The organism is Yersinia sp. 2540 StPb PI (assembly GCF_052217165.1).
GTDB classification, from domain to species: Bacteria; Pseudomonadota; Gammaproteobacteria; order Enterobacterales; family Enterobacteriaceae; genus Yersinia; species Yersinia enterocolitica_E.
In genome coordinates, this window is the sequence record NZ_JAZGQC010000001.1 from 3,161,436 (window position 1) to 3,188,395 (window position 26,960).

Below are 26,960 nucleotides of genomic sequence, written 5' to 3' on the forward strand. Positions count from 1 at the left end.
ATAAATTATGGTCAGAAATTGGTTATCTGCTGTACAACAATATTGGGTAAACCCTGTACAAAATAGAACAAGATATTGACGCTCAGCCTTCAGCCCGTTAGCGTGAGCACCTCAGATACCAATTAGCCAGGTATCAAATAATTTGTTTTATCAAAAATTATTATTTATCGGTAACATGACCTCATCAAAGACGCGTCGCCAATGATACCCGTGCGACCGATAGGATTTATAGCCATATGTCGATGTATAAAATCAGTTTTTATCGCCTGCTCCCTTTAGCAACTCTGTTGCTGGCAGCCTGTAGCACCACGCCACCGACCGGTCCGGCGACCAGTCCGACATCGCCACAGTGGCGGCAACATGAACAACAATTACAACAATTGAGCCAATTCCAGACCCGGGGTGCCTTTGCGTATATTTCTGAAAAACAAAAAGTCTATGCGCGCTTTTTCTGGCAACAAACCACACCTGAGCGCTATCGCCTACTGCTGACCAACCCATTGGGCAGCACAGAACTGGAATTGGTGGTACAACCTGGCGTTACCCAGTTGACCGATAATCAAGGCAAACGCTATGTCAGTGATGACCCACAGGAAATGATTCAAAAGTTGACGGGGATGTCCATTCCATTGGAAAGCTTACGTCAGTGGATTTTAGGGTTACCCGGTGATACCACTGATTTCACCCTTGATGATAAGTACCGTTTGAAGCAAGTGACTTATAAACAAAATGGTATGACGTGGGTGGTTGATTATCAGGAATACAACACTCAAGTGACGCCAGCATTGCCGAGCCGCATGGAGCTGAGTCAGGGCGGGCAGCGAATTAAGCTAAAAATGGATAATTGGACTGTCGAATAACATGGTTAGCACGCATCAACATGTCTGGCCCTCACCGGCCAAATTAAACCTGTTTCTTTATATCACCGGGCAACGGGCCGATGGTTATCATGACTTACAAACCCTGTTCCAGTTTCTCGATTATGGCGACCAACTGACTATTGTGCCGCGAGATGACAATCAGATTCGCTTATTAACGCCAGTCGCAGGCGTAGAAGACGAACAGAACTTGATAATTCGCGCGGCGCGATTGCTACAACAACAATTTCCACAACAACAGCCCGGCACGGTAAAAGTACCTCGGGGGGCAGATATCAGTATTGATAAACGCCTACCAATGGGGGGAGGACTGGGTGGTGGTTCATCCAATGCCGCCACGGTACTGGTTGCACTCAATTTACTGTGGCAATGTGGTTTCTCTGATGAAAAATTGGCCACTCTTGGCCTAACATTAGGTGCCGATGTGCCGGTGTTCGTTCGTGGGCATGCTGCCTTTGCTGAGGGAATTGGCGAAAAATTGCAACCTGCGGAGCCTTTAGAGAAGTGGTATTTGGTGGTACACCCCGGTGTAAGCATCCCAACACCAATTATTTTTTCTGATCCTGAATTAAAAAGAAATACGCCCGTTCGCCCACTGGCGGCGCTTTTAAGCATTCCGTACGCAAATGATTGCGAACCGATCGCAAGAAAACGTTTTCGCGAGGTTGAACAGGCTCTTTCATGGCTGTTAGAATACGCTCCGTCACGCCTTACCGGAACCGGCGCTTGTGTGTTTGCAGAATTCGACACTGAGGCATCGGCCCGACAGGTGTTAAGTATTGCCCCGGAGTGGTTGCATGGTTTTGTTGCTCGTGGTGTAAATGTTTCGCCACTGCATCGTGCGCGCTCTGGGAAAATTGAAAGTCGTGAGTGCAGATAACGATTTACAGCGTTATGTAAGGTCGATGTAATGGCTCTACTAACCTTGGGTTCTGAAAATACCTGTCTCATTTGATTGAAAGCCGGTTCATAATGCTGTTTTGTACCCAATAGATTTCAAGATACAGGAAAGCGGCAAACGAGCGAATCCCGATAACCTTACATGAGTAAGTGATGCGGGTGAACGAGAACAGTCGACACACCTGTAATTTGAATGATGACGGTTATTCACCGTGTTTTGGCTTTAAATACCCGTATGTATATTGCAATCAGTATGAATAATCGCCCCTGATTACTGATATGACAATATCTTCTCTGGACGCATGCCTGAGGTTCTTCTCGTGCCTGATATGAAGCTTTTTGCTGGTAACGCCACCCCGGAACTAGCACAACGTATTGCCAACCGTTTGTACACCAGTCTTGGTGACGCCGCTGTAGGTCGTTTTAGCGACGGCGAAGTGAGCGTGCAAATCAACGAAAATGTACGCGGTGGTGATATTTTCATCATCCAGTCCACCTGCGCACCCACGAACGATAACCTGATGGAACTGGTTGTCATGGTTGATGCCCTGCGTCGCGCCTCCGCAGGACGTATTACTGCTGTTATTCCTTACTTCGGTTACGCTCGTCAGGATCGCCGTGTGCGTTCTGCCCGTGTACCGATCACTGCCAAAGTTGTTGCCGATTTTCTCTCAAGTGTTGGGGTTGACCGCGTATTGACAGTGGATCTTCATGCTGAACAGATCCAAGGCTTTTTTGATGTTCCGGTTGATAACGTATTTGGTAGCCCAATCCTGCTGGAAGATATGTTGCAGCAGAATCTGGAAAACCCAATTGTTGTCTCTCCAGACATCGGCGGCGTTGTTCGCGCCAGAGCCATTGCAAAACTGCTGAACGATACTGATATGGCGATTATCGACAAACGCCGCCCACGTGCTAACGTTTCTCAGGTGATGCATATCATCGGTGACGTTGCTGGCCGTGACTGCGTGTTAGTTGACGATATGATCGATACCGGTGGCACATTGTGTAAAGCAGCGGAAGCCCTGAAAGAACGTGGTGCCAAGCGTGTATTTGCTTACGCGACTCACCCGATCTTCTCTGGTAACGCGGTTGAAAACATCAAACATTCTGTTATCGATGAAGTGATTGTTTGTGACACGATTCCGTTGTCAGCTGAAATAAAGGCATTAAAAAATGTGCGTACTCTGACCCTGTCGGGCATGTTGGCTGAAGCCATCCGCCGTATCAGCAATGAAGAGTCCATCTCTGCGATGTTTGAGCATTAATCAGTATTAGGTTGTGGATATCCCTGCGGTGCTATCTGGCCGCAGTTAGCCATTAAGCTATTTTCGTGATAGGTCACTTGCTGGGCATCACGAATGGGGTTCATAACGAATTGATACTATGCAATGCATAAATTGAAGCAGATAAAGAAAAACCCGTTGAAGCAGATGCGACAACGGGTTTTCTACTCTCGATCGCTGAGTTCTTGATCAATAGGTGTTTGTCTTACCGCTCGTTGAGCCGTCATTTACCCCTCCTGCACATCAGCTCAATTAAAAAGCCAAGAAAACAGGTCTATGTTTGCAGCTTCACTGTAATTAGTCGCTAATGATACCTTGCTCGCTAGGAGTGACGCTGGTTGCGATTACAACGTTTGTCAAAGTGCTTAATCCACCAATAACGATCCGCAACTTCCTCACGCCCACCGATACGTGCGCCAACTAGCCACAACAGTGCGCCGACAAAAATACTCATCACGGCACCATGGGCAAAGAATTGCGGTAGACCCAGTTGAGATACCTCTGTCAGAATTGAGTAACCTACCCCAACGACCATGGTAACCAAACCTAATCCCATCAGCACATTACCGACCCTTGCTGCGCTTTTACGTTTCATATGCCACCTCCACTTAGGTTGCCAATAAATAACCACTGAGCCGAGCGCTAAAACTGCTTGCTTAATGCGATTATTCATGTCCACTTAATAACTAAGTATAGTCAGGCTTGCGAGGAAGGTATTGCGCTTGTGATCACAACTGGCAAATATATTCCAACAAATCTTTACATAATCCAGACATTTGGCACTGAATTTGAACTATACATACAGGCAACTATTCACATCTTGAACTATTCACTCTAAATAAATTCATGCTAGCAGTTTTGTTATTACGCGCTATGACAGGTAAACTATGGCACTTTAATTCCTTTAGTTATAGCGAATGGCGACGTGAGCAGTATTAAATTAATCGTTGGGCTGGCAAATCCGGGCGCTGAATATGCCCAAACTCGCCACAATGCAGGTGCTTGGTATGTGGATTTATTGGCGCAGCGCCATAATCAACCACTGAAAGAAGAGAGTAAATTCTTCGGCTACACTGCAAGGCTAAATCTGGCAGGTCAGGACGTTCGCTTGTTGGTACCCTCTACCTTTATGAATCTCAGTGGCAAGGCCGTAGCCGCAATGGCTGGGTTTTACCGTATTCTGCCGGAAGAGATTTTAGTCGCACACGATGAGTTGGATATCCCGCCGGGCGTGGCTAAATTAAAGCTAGGTGGCGGTAACGGTGGCCATAACGGCCTGAAAGATATTCAGAGCAGGTTGGGGAATAACCCTAACTTCTATCGTTTGCGCATCGGCATCGGTCATCCGGGTGATAAAAGTAAAGTCACCGGTTTTGTTTTGGGTAAGCCACCAATCAGTGAACAAACCTTAATTGACGAGGCCATTGATGAATCTATCCGCTGTACTGAAATACTGCTAAAAGAAGACATTACTAAGGCAATGAATCGCCTGCACTCCTTTAAGGCCGGCGTATAATACTGGCCCGGTTCCCCGGCTAACGAACATAAGCCGGGGTGCCTGTATTAGTTGTTATTCATTTTTGTTGCACAGCGCATTAATCCCCTGTTGTCCCTCACCGGTCAATACCACCCCTGAAAATATCACCCTCACCCGCCCGAGAAAATTATTGCTTTTACCATCATATTCGCCCGCAATATCACTCAATTTATCGCTACAAAAAAGCGAATCCCAATCTGATGCCTTTCCTTTGTTGCGCGATAAGTCGTGGCTGCGTTCAAACTTGTCGGTTACTGCGGTAAATTTCAACTGGATGCTGTCGAAATCTTCATAAAGGGTATTTTTTTTGTACCCCACATATCTAACGCTCTTGCCCGAGTGACTTTCAATTTCCACCCCATATTGATCAACCAACTCGGCAAAGGAGGGAGCGGCAGGCTCAACATCTGCGGTAAGAAAACGCATTCCCACAATACCCGCCATCCCCCCGAACAAGATGACGATCAGCCATTTATAGATACTCATTTCCATTGGAATTACCCAAATTCAGTATGCGGACTGTAATAACTAGTTATCGGACATTTATCAGGAAACTTAAGATGGCATAAGCGTGATCTCGGGCACAGAGTTAGAAAAATCAATCACCTACTCGCTCTCACAGTATGTTCCCTTGCGGCGACGAAACAGCATGATCGAGATAAATCGTCAGAATGTGTATAATGGCGACATAAATTTTGATTACATCAGCACGTTAACCCTAACGAGTTGATTTTTAAGTTATTTAAGGTGATATAAAACATGGGATTCAAATGCGGTATTGTGGGCCTGCCTAACGTTGGTAAATCCACCCTGTTCAACGCGTTGACGCAAGCGGGTATTGAAGCCGCTAACTTCCCGTTCTGCACCATTGAACCCAACACGGGTGTGGTGCCAATGCCGGACCCGCGTCTGGACCAACTGGCCGAGATTGTTAAACCTCAGCGCATTTTGCCAACCACGATGGAATTCGTCGATATCGCGGGCCTGGTTAAGGGTGCATCCAAAGGCGAAGGCCTGGGTAACCAGTTCCTGACCAATATCCGTGAAACTGAAGCAATTGGTCATGTGGTACGTTGTTTTGAAAATGACAACATCATCCATGTTGCCGGTAAAGTAGATCCCGTTGATGACATTGATACCATCAACACTGAACTGGCACTTTCCGATCTGGAAACCTGTGAACGCGCGATGCATCGTGTTCAGAAGAAAGCTAAAGGCGGTGATAAAGACGCTAAAGCGGAACTGGAAGCGCTGGAAAAATGTCTGCCACATTTAGAAAATGCTGGCATGCTGCGTGCGTTGAACTTGAGTGCTGAAGATAAAGCCGCCATCCGTTATCTGAGCTTCCTCACCCTGAAGCCAACCATGTACATTGCTAACGTCAATGAAGATGGGTTTGAAAACAATCCCTATTTGGATCAGGTGCGTGCCATCGCTGCGGCGGAAGGTTCTGTGGTAGTTGCCGTTTGTGCCGCAGTTGAGTCTGATATTGCTGAGTTGGAAGATGCAGACCGCGCTGAATTTATGGCTGAGTTAGGTATTGAAGAACCCGGTTTGAACCGTGTGATCCGTGCCGGTTATGAATTGCTGAATCTGCAAACCTATTTCACTGCCGGTGTAAAAGAAGTGCGTGCCTGGACCATCCCGATAGGTGCAACTGCACCACAAGCTGCCGGTAAAATTCACACCGACTTCGAGAAAGGCTTTATCCGCGCACAAACTATCGCTTTCGAGGACTTTATCACCTACAAGGGTGAGCAAGGCGCGAAAGAAGCCGGCAAAATGCGTTCAGAAGGTAAAGATTACATCGTAAAAGATGGCGACGTGATGAACTTCTTGTTCAACGTCTAAACAGCTTCTGTTGTCTCATGAGATTTAATTGAATCTCATGAATACTGACAAACCCCATAAAATCCACACGCTTGTGTGGATTTTTTATTTCATGATGTCTCAACTCATCTCGTGAAAGCGCAGTCATAAATGAGTATATATATGAGTACAAACTGTCAATTATGGTCTAAAAATGAGCCACCGTTATGCTTTAAAAGTGCACCACTTTAAGACCGGTTTTTAAACCTAAATGATTCATTACCTGTTTCAATAATGTCACAATGATGAACCAGTCTATCCAATAAGGCTGCGGTCATCTTTTAAGGTTAAATCCAGCTTTGTTACATCCTCACTAACGGCCAGCCTCTGCTTATACTTAACTGCACGTATCGTGGCTTCATTACTTTTGAACTCTTTATGCAGTGCCTTTATCTTTTCAGCCAAAGCAGTCACTTCAGGTGCTATTTGTAATGCCTCAATCAGCTTATAAATACTTTTAAGAACCTCAATATTTTTATCCTGGAGCGAACGGGTCGATCCTCTGCTGGTTGAATTAGTCTGGAATTTGTCAGCATGGATAAACAACTGTAGTTATCAGGTTTACATCTGCAATATCACGCCTAATCGATGGTGTATTACAGCGATGTAACCGGCGCATGGGGCATACATAATACCCCATCCCTTTGCCATCTATGGAATTGAGTGACACAAGGGCGTAAGCCAGAGAATAACGAACATACTGAGCGATGATATCTACAAGATAGTGCAGGTTTTTCTTATCAGAGACATGGTCGGATAACATCATCAAAAAAACAGCATGTTACCCGACGGGGTCTTAGCGCCACAAAGCCACTGACCTTTCCCCCACTAAACGCGGGGGAATACCAGAGAAGCAAAACCAAATTTAAAAACTCAAGACTCTATCGACGACACATTACATGCCTAGGAATATCGGCGTCACTGTAGCTGTTGGTAACGCCCGCGATCGAGTCGCCAAGGTAGTGGAAGCCTGTGCTGGGGTCAGGAGTGTCGCCCGTCCAGTAGAGGGTGCCGATAAAACCGGAACCAGTGTAGTTATCCATTCGCCCCCATTCATCGAACAATGAACCCACCAAACGGGTACCAAATGAGTAGTTGGTAGAACTCAAGTCGGTGCGTGATGGCTGAGACGCCAGCTGTAGACTACAGAACCTCACAGCATCTGACCAAACAGCCATTGTGCTATTGTTATGTATAAACCATTTCTGCACAGCAAATGTGTAGCTTAGTGGACTTCCTCCATCCTTGGGTGTCGCCGTAATGGTCACTGGCCCCGTAGGTTTGCTGTTGAGCTTCACTTGACCGTCACCATTGACGCTTACGGCCCCTGGCTGGTTGGAACTCCAGGTGAAGTCGCTCGCATTTCTGTTCATATTTAGTATGAAGGTAGCCGCGGTAAAACCTGTTTTTGGAAATTCATCGCTTACCGTGAACACATGGCCGTTGACGGCTATTCCGGTAAACATCGCATCCTCCACAAAGGTGGTGCTGACCGTCTGGTTGCTGCCGTTCACCGTGGCGGTGACCACACTGACTCCCGGCGCAGTATTAGTCAGTGTCGCCGTGGCAACCCCGTCCACGCCAGTAGTACCAATCACCGTCGTCACGTTCGCCCCGTTGCTAGCGGTAAATGTCACCACCTGGCCCGGTACAAGGTTGTTACCCGCATCCGTCACTATCGCTTTCACCGCATTGGTGGCAATGCCATTGGCGACCTCGTTATCAGTAGTCGCCGTCAGGTTAGCTGCGGTGATTTCTGCGGTGCTGGCGTCCGCCACAAAAGTGGTGTCGACCGTCTGACTGCTGCCGTTCACCGTGGCGGTGACCGCGCTTATTCCACTCGTCATATTGGTCAGTGTCGCCGTGGCAACCCCGTCCACGCCGGTGGTACCAATGACTGCCGTCACTTTCGCCCCGTTGCTGGCGGTAAATGCCACCACCTGGCCTGCGACAGGATTGTTACCGGCATCCGTCACTATCACTACCACCGCATTGGTGGCCGTGCCGTTGGCCACCTTTCTATCGGCAGTCACCTTGGCTGCGGTGATTTTTGCGGTGCTGCCGTCCGCCACAAAGGTAGTGTCCACCGTCTGGCTGCTGCCGTTCACCGTGGCGGTGACCACGCTAATCCCCGAGTCAGTATTAGTCAGTGTCGCCGTAGCAACCCCGTCCACGCCAGTAGTACCAATCACCGTCGTCACGTTCGCCCCGTTGCTGGCGGTAAATGTCACCACCTGGCCCGGTACAAGGTTATTGCCCGCATCCGTCACTATCGCTTTCACCGCATTGGTGGCAATGCCATTGGCAACCTCATTATTGGCAGTCGCCGTCAGGTTGGCTGCAGTGATTTCCGCGGTGCTGTCGTCCGCCACAAAAGTGGTGTCGACCGTCTGACTACTGCCGTTCACCGTGGCGGTGACCGCGCTTATTCCACTCGTCATATTGGTCAGTGTCGCCGTAGCAACCCCGTCCACGCCAGTAGTACCAATTACCGTCGTCACGTTCGCCCCGTTGCTGGCGGTAAATGTCACCACCTGGCCCGGTACAAGATTGTTACTCGCATCCGTCACTATTGCTTTCACCGCATTGGTGGCAATGCCATTGGCAACCTCATTATCGGTAGTCGCCGTCAGGTTCACTGCTGCAACAGTACTAGGCATAACAGTGATCTGCACTGTCGCACGTAATGACACATTACCTTGGATGTCATGAGCCACTGCACTTAACGTGTGGGCATTACTACCACTCCGCGTTAGCCGATGCGAGGGTAATCCTACTACAACAGCGTGCGCAGATACTGGTGTGAGAGAACCTCCTGCCGCTATCAAGGCAGAACTGTCCCACTCAATACGCTCAAGGCCATGTCGGGTGGATATCTCTGCACTCAATGGAACGCTTGTCCCCCCCTCACCGCTTATCATAGCCGGAAGGATCAGCTGTATCACCTTCTGTTCCTGATAATTCAGCACAATATTGTTGTTACGCTCGACTAAATCATAACGACTACCCGCCAAAGTACGCGTTGCTGCCACGGCTGATGGACTGATATGAGATTGCCAAGATTCACCCAGTCGGTAATTTAGCTGGAAGTTAATGTTGCTGTCGTTTTTACTGCCTTTACCGGCGCGATGTTCAGCCCCAATAGTCACTAATGGTATAGGGGTGTAATTTACACCCGCAGTAATGGCATAGGGGTTTTTCTGACGGTTATCTTTGCCAAACAAGGCCACATCATCACCACGGTATTTTTCATACATGACCTTGCCGCCAAGTTGGGGATGAGAGGGTAAATAAGTTTCTGCCCGCACATCATAGCCGTTGGCAGGCCGTTCTTTATAGTCAGCAAAATCCCGTGAATGATGCCAATCGGTGGTACCGAAGTAACTGTTACCCGAGAACTTCAGGTAGTCGGTCCAAGCCTCTGCGCCTACCCCAACCCGCCGGTTTTTGCCTGTAACATCATTATCAAAAAACGCATTAGCCCCATACATCCAGCTATTCTGGAAAGTACGCACTCCAGCACCAACGTTAACGGTGTTACGATCGTCTTTATTTCGGGCACCCAATTGGGTAAAAAACAGGGATTTCTGATTATCATAAAGTGGAACCAGTACATCGACCATACTGCCATCCAGCTTAAAATCTTCATTAACATTCATTTGTACCCGGGCGGTACCAAACTGGCTCAGCCACTGCTGCGTGGAGTTGTTTAATTCATTGTTGGCAGCTGAGTTGAGCATGCGCTCACCAGATTTTACTGCATTGCCATTAGATAATGCGACAGCACCGGTCTGGGCATAACCGGCCAGCTTATTATTTATGTGAATATCAGCAGGCGAATAATTTTCATCACTAATGGATAACGAAGGCAGCTTACCGGAAACATCAATTTCATCCCCTAACTTGGCGACAGTATTAATGTTTTTACCGGTCTGCAAAATATAAGATTCTGTAACCGTATTGACTTGCGAAGTATACGAAGAAGATGCGACAACCGTAGGTGAAAATGCCAAACTCAAAGGAAACAGTAACTGAAACAGGATATTAATCCACGCAATAGTCCTGAACGTTTGTGGTAGTGCGTATGCCTGCGTGAACCCATGACTCGAGGGTGTTTTTAGTGATTTCGTCCAAAAAAAATTACGCAATCTATTATACTCAGCCGATTAAAAATACCGTCACATAACCTCGCGATTTAATCAATACTGCACAAATCTCGTTTGATATTGTAGAGTGACGAAAATTTTTTAGTGTTAGTTTCCTACCCCCCCACGGAATCAGGTGAGTAACGATAAACTACCGTATCTATATTGCTAGATTCGACACTGATCGGCAGTTTCATTACCTATGATGCATCAGACAGCCCCGAACAATTAGTGAACCCATCTTATTCAGGTTTAATAATATTAATAAGAACCAATGACTTGATGTTTTATTAACAAGGAGGTGCCCCAACACTGGCGGATGGTTGCATGTATAACCGCAATAGCACTAAGGTCAGGCCCTTAGTGCTATTGCGGTGTTATCTTGTCTTTTTAATGCATTAAAATGCATTACGCCTAAAATTAAGCCCCTCCCTCAACCAGCACAAAAGTTCCGGTCGCAGCACCTGTACGTATTGCTCTGGCTGCCTGATATTCAGGACTCTCGTAAAAACGCTTGGCCTCGGCAAAAGATGCAAACTCAAAAACGACGTGCCGTTCATGTGATTCTCCCTCAAGGTTTTCATACTGCCCAGACCAGGCAATAACCTTAGGACTGAACGCCTGCATTGCTTCTCCGGCAGCCTTGGCATATTCGGCGTAGGCAACAGCGTCCGATACGGTGACATGCGCGATCAAATAACCTTTATTCATTTCTTTATCTCTTTTGTTAGACGTGGTTTATTCCAGCGCAATGCAGTTCTACAGGCAAACATGCAAGCAACGGGATAGGGGTTTTTACAACGTTTTAATCACATTCAGTTTCTGAGGGCTGGAGGATGCCTGGCAGCGAGCGGCGTCCTGATGCTCAATCATCCATCCCGGATAATAAGGAGGCAGAGCGCTTACCTCATCCGTTCTGTATGCCCATAGCCAGAGTGATAGACGACTACAGATTTAATCATTGAAAGGGTTTGAGTCATGATAATTGCCTTCAGCAAGTGTCTGCGCTGGATAACGCGGTGTGAAGACAGTCTATTAAGTATTACAGTAGCCATAAATAACCTAAAAATTAACGCACTGTTATCTTAAAGAGGAACAATGAAAAATCTTGAGGCACTGATCATTTTCGCGCGCGTGGCAGAAATGAAGAGTTTTACCCAGGCAGCTGAAAGCCTTGGTATTCAGAAAGGGCGTGCTTCAATGGTAGTGCGCGAGCTCGAACATGACGTAGGCGCTACGCTATTGCACCGCACCACGCGGACTGTGCAGTTGACCGAAGATGGCCGCATTTTTTATTCGCGTGCACGAGACCTGCTGGCGGAAGCAGACGAACTGCAGTCAATGTTTTCACCTGGCGGAATGTCACTGCGAGGGCGTTTACGTGTTGATATGCCAGCTATTTTGGCACAAAGTGTCATTATTCCCGCACTACCGCAACTACTGGATGCTCACCCGGAATTCGAACTTGAGCTTTCAAGTACTGACCGCCGTGTTGATCTGGTTCTGGAAGGATTTGATTGCGTAATTCGTCTGGGCCCCATTGTTGATGAGACCCTGATTGCCCGGCCGCTGGGAAAATTACGGATGATCAATGCGGCGAGTCCAGGCTATCTGAAACGCTTCGGTGTGCCACAGACGGTTGATGATCTTCTTAATCAAGGACACAAGATGGTTCATTACATGCGAAATTTTGGCGCGAAACCTGACGGATGGGAATATCCGTCAGGTGATGGCTACAATTCGCTGATGTTACCCGGCACGATGACGGTCAACAGCGTACCGGCCTACCACGAAGCAGGACTGGCGGGTTTGGGTTTAATTCAGGGAGGTTATTCAGCGCTCGTACCCCATATCAAATGTGGCACATTAGTTGAAGTCCTTCCCAATCTGCGGCCCAAGCCGCTAAATGCATCTTTCGTCGTCGCGCACCGGCGCAATCTGTCGCAACGAGTGAGGGCTTTTATGAATTGGACTGAGGAAGTGTTGAAACCTTATTTTGGCTAATGTCTGAGTGAACGAGTAGAACGGAGGAGGTGAAAGCCTACGTATGTGTTTGTTCCTTATTGATTAACACAACGTGTTATTGGACATGTCAGTTACTGGCACAAATCTACCCACGGCTACAATCAGGGGCGGCTATGAGCTTTTGTATGGGAAGATTATGTTCCCCGTAGCTTCATATGCAACAAAGGGTATGGCCTGCCCTGGCCGTCAACTTCAGAACGACCCACAGTTTCAAAACCGTGTTTTTTATAGAAGGTAACAGCCTGAGGATTCTGTTCGTTTACGTCGAGCTCATCAGCGCCCTGCTCGTCGATAGCATGTAGCAGGAGTAATTTCCCGATGCCTTTTCCGCGTTGATCTGCATCCACAAAAAGCATTTCAATGCGGTTTTCGCTTACCCCTATAAAGCCCGCGATCGAACTGTCACAGCTAAGACGAGCGAACATAATTGTCAGGCCAGGAAGATACGTATGCAGTATCAGGGGGCGTAGCGCCTGAATATCCTGTTCCTGTAAAAAATCATGCGTAGCACGTACCGATGATTCCCAGACCTTCAGTAATATCGGGTAATGAATTTGGGTACATACTTCCATATTTATCATAATCTTATAATCCGTTAATTGACATCATATTGCCATGATAGCTGCGTGGTATTATTTGTCACTATGTGGCGTACATTTGTCTGCTTCTGGCTGTGAGTTCAACTGGTCGACGCAACGCTATCCTTAATGGCCCTGGTATATCGCCAGATTAGTGCAGATTGATTCTATCGATTTTCTTTTAAACAGATTCACATTTTACTCGTTATCACTCCTGCATCTTAACAACCACTTTTCCTTTCGCATGTCCCTGAGCAAGGTAGGTAAGCGCTTCCTTCGCCTCTGCAAAGGGGAACACCTTGTCGATCACAGGCTTGAGTTGTTCCGCTTCTATGAGTTTGCCGATTTGGGTGAGTTGACTGCCATCAGGACGGACAAAGAGAAATGAATAGGTCAGGCCCCGTTTTTTCGCAAGGCGCATAATCTTGCGGCTCATCAGCCCGAAAACAAAACGCAGCAAGAAGTTTAGTCCCCGAGCCCGTGCGAACGCGGTATCTAACGGCCCGGTGAGAGAAACAATCTTTCCACCAGACTTTAGAATTTGGGTGGATTTTTCAATTAAATCGCCTCTGACAGTGCCGAGAACGATATCGTAGCCGCTCAGCGCCTTTTCGAATTCTTGCTTTTTATAATCAACCACTTCGTCTGCGCCAAGACCACTCACCCACCCGACGTTGCCTGAACTTGTTGTCGTTCCCACTTTTGCGCCAAGGTGTTTCGCCAGTTGGATCGCAAAACTGCCAATTCCCCCGGAACCTGCCGGGATGAAAACCTTCTGACCAGGCCGCAATCTGGCTCGCTCTGTCAGCGCCTGCCAGGAGGTGAGGCTCACCATCGGGAGTGAAGCGGCCTGCACGAAATCCAGGTTTGCGGGTTTCATGGCTGCGGCGCTTTCAGGCACCACCGCAAATTCGGCAAGAGATCCCGTTCCCCTGTCGAATATGCTGGCGAAGATTTCGTCGCCTGGCGTAAAACGCGTCACGCGACTCCCCACGGCAACAACAACCCCGGACAAGTCACTGCCCAATGTGGCGGGGAGTTTAAAATACAAAACAGGCTTAAATATTCCGGTTGGGATCATGTTATCAATCGGGTTCAAACCCACAGCGTAAACTTTAACCAGCATTTCATCAGGGTTGAGTGAAGGATAATCTATGTTATCGAACCCCAATTCAGGAGATTTACCATAGCATTTAAATGTAAATGCTTTCATCGTCTTAGTTTTCATTTGTCGTTTACCCTGTCGCGTTTGTCAGTGAAATTTTTCTTAGCGGATCTGTTGCTGAGTACAAAGGCAATCCCCAGGAATAGCTCGATAAATACTGCAAACAGGATCTGCCCGTTAGACGCTTCGCCGATACCTGAGGAAGCGCCTGTAACCAGTGCTACACGTTTTTTTGTCATTGCTGAATAAGGGCTTCATGATGTGTTTGAAGTTTCTCATCAAAGATGAGACGACACGCTGTAAGGGATTTATGTCGGATTGTCCTCTCTGCAGAACAGCCAAAAGACCGTTCTGCAGAGTCGACTCACTGACTAAATAGCTTTATATCGCTCTGCGGCTTCATCTTGTTTGATATCTGAAAGCAGAGCCTGACGCGAAGCATCGAGGGTGTCCCATCGGGCTGCATTATGTAAAGGCGGGATGGTGACGAGTTCACGGCGATCAAAGCCCACCAGTGCGGCATCAACTAACTCGCCCACTTCCATGAATTTTGCCGAGTTACTGATATCGATACCCGCACGCTCCCAGATTTCCGTGTAAGTGCCGGCAGGAAGCACCGCCTGGACATAAATGCCCTTAGATGACAGCTCTACATTCATTCCCTGAGACAGGAAAAGGACAAAGGCTTTGGTTGCGCCGTAAACCGTCATGGCAAATTCCGGGGCCAGGCCTACGATAGAACTGATGTTGACGATCGATCCCTCACCCGCTTGCACAAAGCGTGGTGCCACAGCACTGGCGAGTCTGGTCAGGGCGGTGACGTTAAGCGCGATAAGGCTTTCTATCGAATCGGGCGTCTGCTCTGTAAAACTGCCGGACTGCGCGATACCCGCATTATTGATAAGAATGCCAATCTGTGCGTCTTCACGCAGGCGAGCTTCGACCGCGGCTAAATCACCCGTTTGTGTGAGGTCAGCAGGCAGAACATCGACAGAAATATCATTTTCTTGTCGCAGACGCTCGGCCAGTATCTCTAACTTCGCTTTGTCGCGCGCGACCAGAACCAGGTCGTGGCCCCGGCGGGCGAACCGTTCAGCGTAAACAGCACCAATACCCGTGGATGCGCCTGTAATAAGAACTGAAGCTTTAGTCATAAGTTGATCTTCTTTATTAATGTGTAAACAGAATTCGCAATGTGCGATGCAGGCAGAACCGTGACACCTGCTGCTTTACTTGCTGGCCTCAGTCAGCGACGGGTAATCGGTATATCCCGCTGCGCCACCGCCATAAAGTGTTTCAGGATTGAGTGAGGCCAGAGGTGCGCCCGTCTTCAGCCTTTCGACCAGATCCGGGTTGGCGATGAACGGACGACCAAACGCGAACAGATCGGCTTTGCCTTCTGCAAGCTGAGCGGTCGCCAGCGGCAGGTCATAGCCGTTGTTACCGATGTAGGTGTTTTTAAAGCGCCGGCGCAGGGAGTCGTAATCGAACGGTGATACATCACGCGGGCCGCCCGTAGCGCCTTCAACCACATGGAGGTACACGATACCTAATGCGCTAAGTTGGTCAGCGACGTAATCATATTGCGGCTGCGGATCACTGCACGAAATCGCATTAGCAGGCGAAACCGGTGAAATGCGCACGCCGGTGCGGTCAGCACCAATCTCCTCTTTAACGGCCGCCGTGACTTCTAACAGCAGGCGCGCCCGATTCTCGACAGAGCCGCCGTACTCATCGGTACGCTGATTGGCGCCGTCTTTAAGGAACTGTTCCAGCAGATAACCATTCGCGCCGTGGATCTCTACGCCATCAAACCCGGCGGCAATGGCATTGGCAGATGCTTTCCTGAAATCGTCGATAATCCCCGGTATTTCCTGCAACTCCAGCGCACGTGGCTCAGAGACGTCAGCAAATCCGTTGTTCACAAAGGTCTTAGTCTCGGCACGGATGGCGGACGGAGCAACCGGCGCAGCGCCACCGGGCTGTAAATCGACATGCGAAATTCGTCCTACGTGCCACAGCTGTACAAATATGCGCCCACCTTTAGCATGCACCGCGTCAGTCACTTTGCGCCAGCCATCGATCTGAGCCTGCGTATAGATCCCCGGCGTATCCTGATAGCCCTGCGCCTGAGCTGAGATCTGCGTGGCTTCGGTAATCAACAATCCTGCGGTGGCACGCTGGGCGTAGTAAGTCGCTGCCAGTTCGCCGGGAACCAGACCTGCTCCGGCACGGTTACGCGTCAGCGGTGCCATCACGATATGGTTGGCAAGGGTTATTGTCCCAAGATCATAGGGTTGAAATAATGGTTGGTTGGTCATGTTTATTCCCTCTGCTTAATGGTGGTTGAAGTCTTAACTTAATGATGATGATCATAATCATTAAAGTCAATTCTTTTGATTATGACCATCATCAATGTATACTTACCCCTATATTTTAGAGGATTGAAAAACATGAAAGTGTCGAAAGAGCAGGTTCGGGAAAACCGAATGCGCATTGTTGAAACGGCCTCAGAACTTTTTCGTGCGCGCGGTTACGATGGCGTGGGTGTCGCGGAACTGATGTCAGCGGCCGGTTTAACCCACGGCGGGTTCTACAAGCACTTTGGCTCTAAGGCTGATCTAATGGCGGAGGCAATGAGCTGCGGTTTTACGCGATCCGCAGAAAGCACGGCAGGTGTGAACCGGGAAAAATTTATTCAATACTACCTCTCCCGCCAGCATCGCGATGATATGGGAAAGGGTTGCGTGATGTCGGCACTGGGCGCGGATACAGCCCGTCAGTCTGAGTCAATCAAGGCGACATTTGCGGCAGGGATTGAACGTCAACTGTCACTTTTGGGAGATGAAAATGGAACGCGCGCTGACCTCATAGATACCATTGCGCATCTTGTCGGCGCCCTGGTGCTGTCCCGTGCTTGCCCGGATAATTCCGCTCTGGCAGATGAGATTCTTGATGTGTGCCGCGCCCGTATTCTCAGCCAGGAAGTCCATGCGGATTGAATGTCCGCCACCTTATGGCCGGACATTTGCCGGACTGGCCAGATGATCAAGTGCTGAAAACCAGACATGCTGTCAGAATAAATCGAGCTGTTTCGTGTCTTTATTCTTCTTATTGCCTGATTTTTCGCCTGCGTCAGATCGCCTAACGTGCTGACCGTTAGATTTTTCGCGAAATCCCGGCGCCGGCGCCAGCCCGTGTCGCTGCCGGATTGTGGAGACTGCAGTCTTTGCCTGATGATGCGCTACGGCAAAATCGACCAGCGGCAGACAAAAGGTAACGCCTGACAGATGTTCAGCCTGTTTTTGCAGGCTGGGCGGCATATTCCAGGGCTCGAAGATCCAGACATCACTGACGACGCGAAGTTCAGGTACCAGAAGCAAGGGAGGAGGAAGACCATCGCTAGGGAAACCTTGGTTATCTTTAGATATCAGTCGAGCAACTTACTATTAGGAATAGAGAGGTTTTAAATTGAAGTCTTTACAACTAAATAAAACTGGTGTTGGTAACATAACTGTAGATATTGATAATGGTGATGTTGTTTTCCTTATTGGATCAAACGGTTCAGGGAAATCTTCGCTAGTTAATCATTTTCATAGGCAATTACCAGATAACCATGTAAAAATTATAAGTGCACACAGGCAGAATTGGTTCAGTGAATCAGTTATTGATATGACCGCTAGTGAAATTGAGAATTTAAATCAAAGCAATAGACACTATCGTACGCTAGTTGATTCTAGGTGGAAGTTATATCAAGGCGAAAGTACTAACAGAATGGTGGTGGCAAAATTAAAAAAGCACATTAATCGAAGAGCTAGAGATATAGAGTCTGCGTATGATAGCAATACTTTAAATGATCCGGAATTTAGAGCTCCTGAATCGCCTCTTGCAGTAATTAATTCTCTGATAGAAAAATCAAACATGGATATATCTATTCATGTTGATAAAGATGACAATTTCATTGTTAAGAACCGCAGTTATAATGATGATGTCGCATACAGTATTGCTGAGTTGTCTGATGGAGAGAAAAATGCGTTGCTTATTGCCGCTGACATTCTTACGTCAGAGCCTGGTACGCTCTCATTATGGATGAGCCTGAAAGGCACCTACATCAGGCAATAACACTCCCTCTTCTTAGTGAGCTAATCTCTTTAAGAAGTGATTGTTCATTTTTAATCTCGACTCATGAAACTCTATTCCCGTCTTTTTTATCAATTCAAAAGTTATTTTACTTAGGTCTTGTGAGTATGTTTCGAAAGATCCATCATCTTGGACTTTAGATGTATTAGATGGTAGTGATGACATACCTGAAGAGATAAAAGAAAGCATCTTCGGCTCAAGGCGAAAGGTCCTTTTTGTAGAGGGTGATCAAAATAGCCTTGATTTATCTATATATTCATCTTTATTTCATGATTTTAGTGTAATACCAAAAGGAAGCTGTAAGGATGTTGAGGCTTCTGTTGTTGGTATCGCATCTAACCGTAGCCTTCAGTGGGTTGAAGCCTATGGGTTGGTTGATAATGATAATAAAACACAAGGTGAAATTTCCTCTCTTTTATCTCGGCGGGTTTATACCTTAGCTGTTCATTCTGTCGAGTCAATTTACTATCACCCAGAAGTAATACGAATTGTTATAAGTGCATATGCAGGCTATCTTGGAATAGAAAATGAAAATGAAGCTTTTGACAACATAAGTGAGGAAATAATTAAAGTGATGAATAGCAACAAGGATCGGTTGTGCTCAGGATCTATAGAAAAAATAGTTAGAAGTAAGGTTTTTTCAAAAATACCAACTCAGGACTATATAAATTCCAATGAAGATTTTTCTTTTTTTCTAAATATAAATGAAATTCGCCTCGCTGAAGTTGATATTTTCGACACAGCTATTCAAAACAATGATGTCGTTACTTTGATGACTCGATATCCTATCCGAGAGACTGGCTTGCTAAACACCATAGCTAAGAAGCTCGGTTTTCCTGATAGAAAAAGATACGAGTTAAATGTGAGAAACATCATCAGAACCCATAGTTCAGCCCAATCATTGCTCAAACCTCTACTTGGCGGCTTGCACGAAGCTATTTCCCCCACGTGAGACTAAACAACCTATATGGGGTCCGCTTGGAAAACGGAAAAAATCCTACGTTAAGCCTGTTTTTTAAGCAGGCATAACAGGCAGCTTTGAGCGAGAAGCGGACATAACAGCATATTGCCTAAAGCTTAATTGAGCCTATGAAGCACCTAGGATAATTAGAGTTCTTTTTTTAGAAATACATGGATGTTCCTTCGGGAATGCAAGATATTTCACCAAATCGCTGCCAGCCGTTTTTTTCCATAAAATAGATGAGCTTGGTTCATCTTCATCATGGCAGGACATATTTGATATTTCCTATCCAGATTTGACACATGTTCAGTCCATTTTGGCAAAAATGGTAAAACTGAGAGTCAGGCCGGTCAAATCTGCCAAATACCAGTTAGCGTTAAAACCATATTTTTTATATAATGTTCAGGTGTCAAAGTAATAATTTCAGTTGAATCTTTACCAGATATTTTCGTTGCTATTAGTCGGCCTGGATGGGCTAAATAGAGAAACAATTTCTTCCTCCCAAAACCGCACAATCTTATTCTGATATGGCTGGTAAGAGTCTGTTACTTCGTATCCAAATGTTGTGAATAAAGATTGCAATTCATACCAAACATCAGAGGACTCACCTTTAAACCATTCTGATTTCTGTTCATCCCAGAATTCGATCGGGTATCCCAGTTCTTCATGAAGCATTGCCTCTAACGCCGATAGCTTAATACCTAATGAATCTGGGATAAAAAAGGCCACCTCAAATCCAATCTTTGGATCGCCCGTACGAAGTTGCCTGAGCCGCAACATCGGATCATGCTTAGTGAACCCCACTTTGTAACGACTGTAGTCACTGGCAGTCATGAAAACATAGATCCATCCACCATCCATCACTATTTCGTCCTCCGTCATCCTCATCATGCTCGTTTGAATTATGCCTTAATAATCTGGGCGTTGTAAAAAAATTGACCAGCAGGTGACCTGCTCCCCGTTAATTTGATCTCCATGTGGCAGTATCCCTGACGAAGCAATGATACGTGTGAATTCATGAAGTAGCCTCTAACTCCAGCAGGGTGGTGGAATACCGCTAACACTTACAATCGTTTCATTGATGGTGATAGCTATCTCAGACATGCTCTAAGACAATTAAAGAAACTGGGTTCTGGTAGATTTAGTTCAATTGGACAGTGTGCAGGTTTTTCTGTCATCACCTATTTTTGAAATATCTTTTTGATACTGAACAACCCAGTCTCTTTTTAATGTATCCAATTCTGTCAAAACAGAATCATCCGACTTAGGTTTGTTGCCTACTGAGGAGAATATAGTCCTTGTTAAATCAGTTATTTCAAAAGTGATTTTTGTGAGTTCATTGCTCGCGTATGCTATTGTTCTCATTCCTTCAAGTGAAACTAGGCTTAAATTTTTCACTAACAGGTTATTATCCTGACCGTAAAATCCAAATTGAGTCAATACGTTATAGTAGGCGCCAATGCCGCCAAGAAATGCAGATGCATGGTTTCGCAAGTTTTCCTCTTTTAAATTGAATCTTTCTAAACAAATGTTCTTTTGTTGAAATGCTGATAATCTATCAGCACTCTTATCTGCTTGATTGTTAGAAATCCATGAAGAAAAAATAACGGCACTGGCAGCTAAGACTGCGCCAATAATAGTTCCAGCCACTCCGATTAAAGCGCCAGTCGTTTGATCAGAATTACCTTGTGATGAAGACATAAAAATCACTCTGTGTTTAAGCAATCTTTCAAACTTACAATCAATTCGCTTGTGATACCAGAAAATACCCTTTCAGAATAATGCATGCTACTTAAATATCTGCTTGTCGCAGAAGTTCGCTCAGTTCGATGAATTTAACCAAGTGCTGAATCCGAGGCAGGGCGATGCCAATATTTGTCAGATCTAAGGTTTGTCACAGGTTGAAAATATCAAAGATTTTAGGTAACAACATGCGGAACAGCTGGCAGATAAGAAATGAGACGGTAACCTCAATAGAGCAGGACCGCTTCACCCGAGATATCGCCTGTGTGCGCTCTCAGGGACGCCGTCTGCCTGTCTTCTCTATCTATTTATGCCTGAATATTGCTGCTGGTGTTTCGGTTAGCGGCACTATGGCTGTAGTGCTGCGGCTTATTTATCATATTCATCTATTCTGAGTTCAACGTTAACAGCGTTTCAACTCGACTAACCGGCTCCGTTTTCCCGGCAGATTGATCTGCTCCTCAATAGCTAAGCAGTGCAGAGTTAGCAGCTTCCGCTTATGGCACTAAACCGCCTAAAGAACATCGGGCAGCTTTGAGCGAGAAGCAGAGGTTGACACTTTTAACCTCCCCGAAACTGACTATAGAAGAAATGGCTATTCAGTTCTCAACGAATTGTCTTGGAAACGACTCTGTTTTTCAATTCAATTTCCAATTTCGATAACTGGTCATTCACTCTTTTAGAAAGAGCCTTATAGTCTTCAGTAACCTGCTCCTGACTCTTGTTTGCAAGAAAAAATAAGGTGCCTGACATTGCTTTCAACAAGAGAATAGCGCGATCAGTATTACTGAGATTATTGTTATTAGACCATCGATCTATGGCTTTCTCGGTCAGACTTAATAACGGTTCACGGAATAATCCTGAACCATTGACTACTTTTAATGCTTGTCTTTGAGCTTTGATTCTATTACTAAACTCACTCATGCTTGCCACCAATTACTTTTATTTTTTCTCGCATCCAAGACTCAATTAAATCTAATTGAGCTTTGACTTTTTTAATGTCATCAGCATTCAGGATTTCACCAGTACCTCTGGTACAAAGCACTCTGGCCCTTTCTAATAATTGATAGGTCAAATCACAAACTGGCATGCTATGAATCCCCAAATTACGCGCGGAGTTTCGCGAAAAGTCGGGCCTTACATCGCAATCTAAAGAAAAACATGTCGCAAAATTTCGTATCGACAAAAACACTGAAGATAGATCAAAAATCTCTGTAAGATCAGATGTTTCAATAGAATTTTTAGCGCTAATAAATATCTCCAGGAACTTTTCACAATCAGCCAAGCCTGAATTATAGTTACTCGGTTTACCTAAATTCCGTAAATAATCAACGTTATCGGGTGAATAAATGTTCTTGGATTCCAAAAAAAGATGCCAAGCGAATGGATTACCTTCTTTCCAGAGTTCATTTATCCGTTCATACGAGTAAATCGAGTAATCTCTCGGATTAAACCTTTCATCCCGACCACTGACAATAGCCAACATGTCAATGTCTGAAAATGAATCAACCTCTCCGCGACATATCGAACCAAAAGCATAGATATGCATAATTATCGCCTATTAAACCTTTTAATTATTATGGACATAAAGAAACCAAACATAATTAATCTTACTAAAACGACCATTGTCAGAAACGATGCTGAATATTGAGGGAGTAATAATGTCCCCAAAAATACCTGTGGGGACATTGCTAACGCGTCAAAATATGAGCTAACTAGTTTTGGATCACCATAGTTAAGGACGTGATGTAAAGCTATTATACACAGAATAACAATGGCAGCCCTGCATAATTTAAAAGCAGACTCTCCGTTTCCCCAGATAAGATCTAATGCCTTAAACTCAAACCATTCGCCAAACATTTTTAAGCGGTCAAATCCTTTATATTTCTTTCGGTAATAAGATTCTTTGGATTCCCATGCTTTATGAAGGTGCTCTCCTGTAGCCTGTAGTTCGATTGCTATGGCTTTATTTGCTGATTTTGAATCACCTATTTGCTGATAATTCAAGCGTAACGAACGCGCAAACTTGAGCTTAAGGTTGTCCAGTCCAGGGCACCCATTTTCGAGAATGTCATTATCAATGTGGGTCTTATCAAAAGTGGCATAGTCAAATTTGCAGCCACTAAAGCTTGACCCCATTAAGTTGCAATTTAAAAATCTGCAACCGGTAAAGTCACAGTCCTGAAAACTACAGTTTCTGATGTAAGCAGCATCGAAAATACAGTAGTTGAAGTTCACATTTTTAAATTCAATATTTAATGCAACTAATCGTTCAAATAATTTATTAACAAACTTATCCTTGGCTACTACAGAGTCAAATCTTTTGTCTGACAGCTTTTCTCTTCCGCTATCTTTTATCATTTTTTTCTCTATAAGCTAATAGACTAAACTTTATGAATCATAATGCTTTTTTGGGCTGATTTGAAGCCATGCTGACCTGCTATAGCAACTTCCGCTTGTGGCGCGAAGCGGGCAGGCTGAATTGCTGTCAGGTCTGCTAAAGAGCGTGAAGCGGACTTACGCATAGCGAAGGTTGTTATATCGCTATTGCAATTATTGAAGGCTGGTCAGAATTGAGTGACTCACCATAATCTTTCTTTTGCAGCCAGATGCTCCGGATATAGCCCCCTTAGACATGCTCCATTAAGTGTTGGCGTATCTCGTCACTGACATTAAAAATGCAGTCTAAGTGATTACTGCGTTCAATAATCCTAGTACGTATATTCTGGTTGCCACATTCTTCTACGAATTTAGCCGTAAGCTGAGCATCAAATAACTCATCCTTTTCTGCAATAAGGACTGTTACAGGCAGCGGCAGTGCTGTCATTTGCCTTGTAGGTTGACGCGGCGTCAAAGCGTTCGCCATGTTTACGCTGTATTTTTGAACAAATTCAGGTTTTAATGCCAGCACCTCATCGGGGAAATTAAGCGTAACTGCAAAGCAGTCGCCACAAAGAAATCCAGCACTGAGTGCATTTAGTATAAAAGGCCACTTGTTCACCAAAGCGAATGGAACAGACGTTCTTCTGTGAATATCTTCTGGAGCAAAAGGCCCAAATTCTGTTGCCAGCAAAATCAAACTGTCGCTCTTTTGGGCCGAGGAGTAGCGAGTGAAGTAGTTAATCAACATCCCACCTCCGCTTGAACGACCAAGCAGATGAGTTCTGGCCTGGGGGAAAATTGCTCGCACATGTTCAAGAACAGTGTCCACATCCCGCCAAATTTGCTCCGGATTCGAAACTTTCCCCCTATGTCCGGATGAGCGTCCATGCCCACGAATATCGACAAGACAGACACAAACAGACCCGGCAAGATTCATCTGACGGGCAAAAGTATCATAACCAGTATCTGAGTTGACTCCACCACCGTGGTAAATGAAAAGAACATCTTCGACTGCACATTTTGGCTCATAGAGGCGGATGTATAACCCGTCTATGTGACACGCAGTAACTTTTTCAGGGAGTGGTAATAAAGAAGTGATCTGTCTATTACGTTCGTTAAAACTGATGAAGTCAATCACGTCAGAAATTCCATGTTGATGATGGTCACTATCGGCGAAATATATTACACAAAGCATGCGTTTTTTCTTGAATGCTCATTCAGCATGAATTATCAGGCATAAAATCACTAAAATTCACTATTTTTTGTCAAGAAAGTTGATGACCGCTTTGGGCACCAAGCAGTCTGGCTAAATTGCTGTCAGGTCTGCTAAGAGCGAGAAGCGGACCTTACAATCAGATCGAGTTAACAGGGCGGCACATGGATAGCCAAGTGCCAAACTCAGCTTTCCCCACCCTGTTTAGTTTTAGCCGTCAGCTGGTATCTGTCTATCAGCGATGTTTTCGTTCATGTTCGATTAGCCATTCTTTGCGCGCGATGCCCCCGCCGTAACCGGTCATCGAACCATCTTTGCCGATGACTCTGTGGCAAGGAATAACTATAGCTATTCGGTTTGCTCCATTTGCGGCGGCCACCGCGCGTACTGCGTTAGGTTTTCCAATCTGCCCGGAAAGAGCTTGATAGTGTGACGTTTGTCCATAAGGAACAGCACTTAGCCCCTGCCAGACGGAGCGTTGAAAATCACTGCCTGGAGCATCGAGCGTGAGCTCAAACTGTTGTCGCGTTCCGGAAAAATATTCACTAATTTCTTTTTCCGCTTGTCGGGTATGGCTATTCTCCCCTGACATTATTCGAGCATTCAGCAAACGTTGGAGATCACGGAATTCCGTCTCCAGCATTCGGCGGTCGGTAAACTCCAGCAGGCAAACTCCACGTTCCGTAGCACAGACGAACATTGGGCCTAGGGTCGTGGTAAATCGTTGAATTATAATTATCTGAGTCTGCTTTGTTGGAACAACACCCGTAAGTCGCTTATAGGTATAAGCAAAACCACTCAATGATTCGTAGCCATTATCAAAAGCCACATCGGTGGCTGCGGACCCACCTTTTAGCTCCTGAAGTGCGATATTCACCCGCTGCATTCGTTGAAATGCCTGGAAGGTAATACCGTGGTTTTGTAGAAACCAGCGTCGTACCCGCTCGGGGCTGATATCGTGCTTACGTAGCGCAGTGTCGCTTATTCGTGTTTTAGGGTTAGCGCGCACGAGTTCAAGTGCTTGTTCGATAAAAAACGGAGCTGTGTGCGCATTTTCAGTGGGTCGGCACACTTTGCAGGGGCGAAAACCTGCATCTAGAGCAGATTTAAAATCTTTATAGAACTCGACATTCTCACGTTTTGGTTTCCTCGCCCGACATACCGAAATACAAAATACCCCCGTTGTTTTGACACCAACGAAAAACACCCCTGTATACTCCGAAGCGCGCTCAAGTAATGCCTGATACCAGACATTGCACTGGGCATTATCGAGAACTTTCATCAATGAAAACTCCTGCAAATGTTTGCTGCGACTGGATAAGTAGCATTAAATCTTTAAGTTTCGATTGAATGGCTGAATGAACGAAATTTCCCATAGAAATGCGACTTACACCCATTTTCCCCAGCCTTTCGAACGTGGGAAGATCTGGCATACACATAACGTTTAATGGAATATTAAGCTCTTTGGAAAAGGTCTCAATATCTTTTTCTGACGTCAGACATGGGACAAAAAGCCCGTTTGCCCCCGATGCTTCATAAAGTCGGCCACGTAAAAGCGTTTCCTGTAAAGCATGTTCATGATTAAGCAGGTATGTATCAGTACGGATATTAAGAAATAGTTGATAACTCTCGTTGTTCAACGCATCGCGAATCTCTTTTAATTGACTGGAAAATGCAGCCGCATCATCAAGTTTTCTGACACCGTTAACAACTCTGCTGTCCTCAAGATTTATACCAACAACTCCAAGCTGCGCGAGACGTTTAAGATTGGTCGTTATCTCATCAGTTGTGCCACCAAATCCCGCTTCTACATCAACACTTAATGGTAGGCTACTGACGGATTGGATACGTGTGACAATGTAGAGCAATTCATCAAAAGACATTGCTTCTCCATCTTCGTAACCTAACGTTGCGGCAATCGCTGCACTTGAAGTACCCATGGCCTGATAGCCCGACTGGTGCGCCATAATTGCACTAGCAGCATCCCAGACATTGGCGATGAGTAATGGTTTGTTTTGATGGTGAAGTTCCGTGAAGTTCATGATTATCTCCTTTAATAAAGTACAGGATGAATCTAGAACATCCGATGAAACACTCACAACCGAAAATTAGACGACCATTTTTTTAAACCGCTATAA

29 protein-coding genes and 1 pseudogene are annotated in these 26,960 nt (G+C 45.9%); 10 read left to right on the top strand and 20 right to left on the bottom strand.

Translation table 11 applies throughout. The features are described from left to right. Window positions 1–236: 236 nt before the first annotated feature. From lolB to prs, 3 genes are all read left to right on the top strand, one after another. Complete coding sequence (gene lolB / locus V1956_RS14425) at window positions 237–860, top strand: lipoprotein insertase outer membrane protein LolB (protein ID WP_420071060.1); 624 nt, start codon at window positions 237–239, stop codon at window positions 858–860. 1 nt (window position 861) lies between these two features. Beyond that, on the top strand, window positions 862–1,758 hold the full coding sequence (gene ispE / locus V1956_RS14430) for a 4-(cytidine 5'-diphospho)-2-C-methyl-D-erythritol kinase (RefSeq protein WP_420071059.1): 897 nt from the start codon (window positions 862–864) through the stop codon (window positions 1,756–1,758). A gap of 340 nt (window positions 1,759–2,098) precedes the next feature. Further along, window positions 2,099–3,046 (top strand): ribose-phosphate diphosphokinase, encoded by a 948-nt coding sequence (gene prs, locus V1956_RS14435; RefSeq protein ID WP_004390739.1) that lies wholly within the window; start codon window positions 2,099–2,101, stop codon window positions 3,044–3,046. Between the two features lie 340 nt (window positions 3,047–3,386). Here the strand turns inward: prs and ychH are convergent, their stop codons facing one another. Continuing rightward, entirely contained in the window at window positions 3,387–3,659 is a 273-nt protein-coding gene (gene ychH / locus V1956_RS14440; protein WP_083159029.1) for a stress-induced protein YchH, read from the bottom strand. A gap of 330 nt (window positions 3,660–3,989) precedes the next feature. Here ychH and pth point away from each other — a divergent pair, with 330 nt between their 5' ends. After that, window positions 3,990–4,580: an aminoacyl-tRNA hydrolase gene (gene pth / locus V1956_RS14445; RefSeq protein ID WP_372558897.1), complete on the top strand. Its 591-nt coding sequence runs from the start codon at window positions 3,990–3,992 to the stop codon at window positions 4,578–4,580. Between the two features lie 54 nt (window positions 4,581–4,634). On the opposite strand, the gene V1956_RS14450 is transcribed toward pth, so the two are convergent. Beyond that, on the bottom strand, window positions 4,635–5,093 hold the full coding sequence (locus V1956_RS14450) for a hypothetical protein (RefSeq protein WP_102970422.1): 459 nt from the start codon (window positions 5,091–5,093) through the stop codon (window positions 4,635–4,637). 267 nt (window positions 5,094–5,360) lie between these two features. On the opposite strand from V1956_RS14450, the gene ychF reads away from it, so the two are divergent. Continuing rightward, on the top strand, window positions 5,361–6,452 hold the full coding sequence (ychF, locus tag V1956_RS14455; RefSeq protein WP_083159031.1) for a redox-regulated ATPase YchF: 1,092 nt from the start codon (window positions 5,361–5,363) through the stop codon (window positions 6,450–6,452). 206 nt (window positions 6,453–6,658) lie between these two features. Here ychF and V1956_RS14460 read toward each other — a convergent pair. From V1956_RS14460 to V1956_RS14475, 4 genes and pseudogenes are all read right to left on the bottom strand, one after another. Beyond that, window positions 6,659–6,751, bottom strand: a pseudogene (locus V1956_RS14460) (ATP-binding protein); the annotation flags it as partial. After that, window positions 6,726–7,016 (bottom strand): hypothetical protein, encoded by a 291-nt coding sequence (locus V1956_RS14465; protein WP_372558895.1) that lies wholly within the window; start codon window positions 7,014–7,016, stop codon window positions 6,726–6,728. The pseudogene V1956_RS14460 and the gene V1956_RS14465, both read right to left, overlap by 26 nt. Before the next feature lie 335 nt (window positions 7,017–7,351). After that, complete coding sequence (locus V1956_RS14470) at window positions 7,352–10,408, bottom strand: inverse autotransporter beta domain-containing protein (RefSeq protein WP_442825248.1); 3,057 nt, start codon at window positions 10,406–10,408, stop codon at window positions 7,352–7,354. Between the two features lie 627 nt (window positions 10,409–11,035). Further along, complete coding sequence (locus V1956_RS14475; RefSeq protein ID WP_050074786.1) at window positions 11,036–11,326, bottom strand: DUF1330 domain-containing protein; 291 nt, start codon at window positions 11,324–11,326, stop codon at window positions 11,036–11,038. 387 nt (window positions 11,327–11,713) lie between these two features. Between V1956_RS14475 and V1956_RS14480 the strand changes: the two genes are divergently transcribed. After that, a complete protein-coding gene (locus V1956_RS14480; protein WP_420075024.1) occupies window positions 11,714–12,619 on the top strand; it encodes a LysR family transcriptional regulator in 906 nt (301 codons plus the stop codon). A 155-nt stretch (window positions 12,620–12,774) separates the two neighbouring features. Here V1956_RS14480 and V1956_RS14485 read toward each other — a convergent pair whose 3' ends face one another. The 5 genes from V1956_RS14485 to V1956_RS14505 form a co-directional block, all read right to left on the bottom strand. After that, window positions 12,775–13,221: an acetyltransferase gene (locus tag V1956_RS14485; RefSeq protein ID WP_420071055.1), complete on the bottom strand. Its 447-nt coding sequence runs from the start codon at window positions 13,219–13,221 to the stop codon at window positions 12,775–12,777. 205 nt (window positions 13,222–13,426) lie between these two features. Next, a complete protein-coding gene (locus V1956_RS14490; RefSeq protein WP_442825249.1) occupies window positions 13,427–14,446 on the bottom strand; it encodes an NADP-dependent oxidoreductase in 1,020 nt (339 codons plus the stop codon). Then, window positions 14,443–14,622, bottom strand: a complete 180-nt coding sequence (locus V1956_RS14495) for a hypothetical protein (RefSeq protein WP_442825250.1) — start codon at window positions 14,620–14,622, stop codon at window positions 14,443–14,445. The genes V1956_RS14490 and V1956_RS14495 overlap by 4 nt, the downstream gene beginning before the upstream one ends. Before the next feature lie 132 nt (window positions 14,623–14,754). Then, window positions 14,755–15,537 carry an SDR family NAD(P)-dependent oxidoreductase gene (locus V1956_RS14500; protein ID WP_420075026.1) on the bottom strand — a complete coding sequence of 261 codons (783 nt, stop codon included), beginning with the start codon at window positions 15,535–15,537 and terminating at the stop codon, window positions 14,755–14,757. A 75-nt stretch (window positions 15,538–15,612) separates the two neighbouring features. Continuing rightward, window positions 15,613–16,704 (bottom strand): alkene reductase, encoded by a 1,092-nt coding sequence (locus tag V1956_RS14505; RefSeq protein WP_420071052.1) that lies wholly within the window; start codon window positions 16,702–16,704, stop codon window positions 15,613–15,615. 132 nt (window positions 16,705–16,836) lie between these two features. Here V1956_RS14505 and V1956_RS14510 point away from each other — a divergent pair, with 132 nt between their 5' ends. Further along, window positions 16,837–17,385 (top strand): TetR/AcrR family transcriptional regulator, encoded by a 549-nt coding sequence (locus tag V1956_RS14510; RefSeq protein WP_442825251.1) that lies wholly within the window; start codon window positions 16,837–16,839, stop codon window positions 17,383–17,385. Window positions 17,386–17,457: 72 nt separating this feature from the next. On the opposite strand, the gene V1956_RS14515 is transcribed toward V1956_RS14510, so the two are convergent. Then, window positions 17,458–17,766, bottom strand: coding sequence for a hypothetical protein (locus V1956_RS14515; RefSeq protein ID WP_442825252.1), 309 nt, complete (start codon window positions 17,764–17,766; stop codon window positions 17,458–17,460). Between the two features lie 88 nt (window positions 17,767–17,854). On the opposite strand from V1956_RS14515, the gene V1956_RS14520 reads away from it, so the two are divergent. Next, window positions 17,855–18,505, top strand: a complete 651-nt coding sequence (locus V1956_RS14520; RefSeq protein ID WP_442825253.1) for an ATP-binding cassette domain-containing protein — start codon at window positions 17,855–17,857, stop codon at window positions 18,503–18,505. Between the two features lie 205 nt (window positions 18,506–18,710). Continuing rightward, window positions 18,711–19,475, top strand: a complete 765-nt coding sequence (locus V1956_RS14525; protein WP_442825813.1) for a DUF4435 domain-containing protein — start codon at window positions 18,711–18,713, stop codon at window positions 19,473–19,475. Between the two features lie 444 nt (window positions 19,476–19,919). On the opposite strand, the gene V1956_RS14530 is transcribed toward V1956_RS14525, so the two are convergent. Both V1956_RS14530 and V1956_RS14535 read right to left on the bottom strand, forming a co-directional pair. Further along, the gene (locus V1956_RS14530; protein ID WP_442825814.1) at window positions 19,920–20,345 is read right to left on the bottom strand and encodes a GIY-YIG nuclease family protein; all 426 of its coding nucleotides are present in this window, start codon (window positions 20,343–20,345) and stop codon (window positions 19,920–19,922) included. A gap of 285 nt (window positions 20,346–20,630) precedes the next feature. Further along, the gene (locus V1956_RS14535) at window positions 20,631–21,185 is read right to left on the bottom strand and encodes a hypothetical protein (protein ID WP_442825254.1); all 555 of its coding nucleotides are present in this window, start codon (window positions 21,183–21,185) and stop codon (window positions 20,631–20,633) included. A gap of 230 nt (window positions 21,186–21,415) precedes the next feature. On the opposite strand from V1956_RS14535, the gene V1956_RS14540 reads away from it, so the two are divergent. Beyond that, complete coding sequence (locus tag V1956_RS14540) at window positions 21,416–21,622, top strand: hypothetical protein (protein WP_442825255.1); 207 nt, start codon at window positions 21,416–21,418, stop codon at window positions 21,620–21,622. Between the two features lie 211 nt (window positions 21,623–21,833). On the opposite strand, the gene V1956_RS14545 is transcribed toward V1956_RS14540, so the two are convergent. From V1956_RS14545 to V1956_RS14570, 6 genes are all read right to left on the bottom strand, one after another. Continuing rightward, entirely contained in the window at window positions 21,834–22,151 is a 318-nt protein-coding gene (locus V1956_RS14545; RefSeq protein ID WP_442825256.1) for a hypothetical protein, read from the bottom strand. Next, window positions 22,144–22,776 (bottom strand): nucleotidyltransferase domain-containing protein, encoded by a 633-nt coding sequence (locus V1956_RS14550; protein ID WP_442825257.1) that lies wholly within the window; start codon window positions 22,774–22,776, stop codon window positions 22,144–22,146. The genes V1956_RS14545 and V1956_RS14550 overlap by 8 nt, the downstream gene beginning before the upstream one ends. A 2-nt stretch (window positions 22,777–22,778) precedes the next feature. Next, the gene (locus V1956_RS14555) at window positions 22,779–23,588 is read right to left on the bottom strand and encodes a pentapeptide repeat-containing protein (protein ID WP_442825258.1); all 810 of its coding nucleotides are present in this window, start codon (window positions 23,586–23,588) and stop codon (window positions 22,779–22,781) included. Between the two features lie 268 nt (window positions 23,589–23,856). Continuing rightward, complete coding sequence (locus tag V1956_RS14560; RefSeq protein ID WP_442825259.1) at window positions 23,857–24,747, bottom strand: alpha/beta fold hydrolase; 891 nt, start codon at window positions 24,745–24,747, stop codon at window positions 23,857–23,859. A gap of 310 nt (window positions 24,748–25,057) precedes the next feature. Beyond that, window positions 25,058–26,104 (bottom strand): bifunctional transcriptional activator/DNA repair enzyme AdaA, encoded by a 1,047-nt coding sequence (locus V1956_RS14565; protein WP_420071997.1) that lies wholly within the window; start codon window positions 26,102–26,104, stop codon window positions 25,058–25,060. Continuing rightward, window positions 26,088–26,864, bottom strand: a complete 777-nt coding sequence (locus V1956_RS14570) for an isocitrate lyase/PEP mutase family protein (protein ID WP_420071998.1) — start codon at window positions 26,862–26,864, stop codon at window positions 26,088–26,090. The genes V1956_RS14565 and V1956_RS14570 overlap by 17 nt, the downstream gene beginning before the upstream one ends. Between the last annotated feature and the right edge of the window lie 96 nt (window positions 26,865–26,960).

Bases quoted from the DNA above. Each gene is read 5' to 3' on its own strand.
- V1956_RS14565 (WP_420071997.1), bottom strand. From the start codon at position 26,104: ATGAAAGTTCTCGATAATGCCCAGTGCAATGTCTGGTATCAGGCATTA.
- V1956_RS14495 (WP_442825250.1), bottom strand. From the start codon at position 14,622: ATGACAAAAAAACGTGTAGCACTGGTTACAGGCGCTTCCTCAGGTATC.
- V1956_RS14550 (WP_442825257.1), bottom strand. From the start codon at position 22,776: ATGCATATCTATGCTTTTGGTTCGATATGTCGCGGAGAGGTTGATTCA.
- V1956_RS14530 (WP_442825814.1), bottom strand. From the start codon at position 20,345: ATGGATGGTGGATGGATCTATGTTTTCATGACTGCCAGTGACTACAGT.
- lolB (WP_420071060.1), top strand. From the start codon at position 237: ATGTCGATGTATAAAATCAGTTTTTATCGCCTGCTCCCTTTAGCAACT.
- V1956_RS14475 (WP_050074786.1), bottom strand. From the start codon at position 11,326: ATGAATAAAGGTTATTTGATCGCGCATGTCACCGTATCGGACGCTGTT.
- V1956_RS14500 (WP_420075026.1), bottom strand. From the start codon at position 15,537: ATGACTAAAGCTTCAGTTCTTATTACAGGCGCATCCACGGGTATTGGT.
- V1956_RS14490 (WP_442825249.1), bottom strand. From the start codon at position 14,446: ATGAAAACTAAGACGATGAAAGCATTTACATTTAAATGCTATGGTAAA.
- V1956_RS14450 (WP_102970422.1), bottom strand. From the start codon at position 5,093: ATGGAAATGAGTATCTATAAATGGCTGATCGTCATCTTGTTCGGGGGG.
- ychF (WP_083159031.1), top strand. From the start codon at position 5,361: ATGGGATTCAAATGCGGTATTGTGGGCCTGCCTAACGTTGGTAAATCC.
- V1956_RS14555 (WP_442825258.1), bottom strand. From the start codon at position 23,588: ATGATAAAAGATAGCGGAAGAGAAAAGCTGTCAGACAAAAGATTTGAC.
- V1956_RS14545 (WP_442825256.1), bottom strand. From the start codon at position 22,151: ATGAGTGAGTTTAGTAATAGAATCAAAGCTCAAAGACAAGCATTAAAA.
- V1956_RS14535 (WP_442825254.1), bottom strand. From the start codon at position 21,185: ATGTCTTCATCACAAGGTAATTCTGATCAAACGACTGGCGCTTTAATC.
- V1956_RS14485 (WP_420071055.1), bottom strand. From the start codon at position 13,221: ATGATAAATATGGAAGTATGTACCCAAATTCATTACCCGATATTACTG.
- ychH (WP_083159029.1), bottom strand. From the start codon at position 3,659: ATGAAACGTAAAAGCGCAGCAAGGGTCGGTAATGTGCTGATGGGATTA.
- ispE (WP_420071059.1), top strand. From the start codon at position 862: ATGGTTAGCACGCATCAACATGTCTGGCCCTCACCGGCCAAATTAAAC.
- V1956_RS14480 (WP_420075024.1), top strand. From the start codon at position 11,714: ATGAAAAATCTTGAGGCACTGATCATTTTCGCGCGCGTGGCAGAAATG.
- V1956_RS14510 (WP_442825251.1), top strand. From the start codon at position 16,837: ATGAAAGTGTCGAAAGAGCAGGTTCGGGAAAACCGAATGCGCATTGTT.
- V1956_RS14540 (WP_442825255.1), top strand. From the start codon at position 21,416: ATGCGGAACAGCTGGCAGATAAGAAATGAGACGGTAACCTCAATAGAG.
- V1956_RS14505 (WP_420071052.1), bottom strand. From the start codon at position 16,704: ATGACCAACCAACCATTATTTCAACCCTATGATCTTGGGACAATAACC.
- V1956_RS14570 (WP_420071998.1), bottom strand. From the start codon at position 26,864: ATGAACTTCACGGAACTTCACCATCAAAACAAACCATTACTCATCGCC.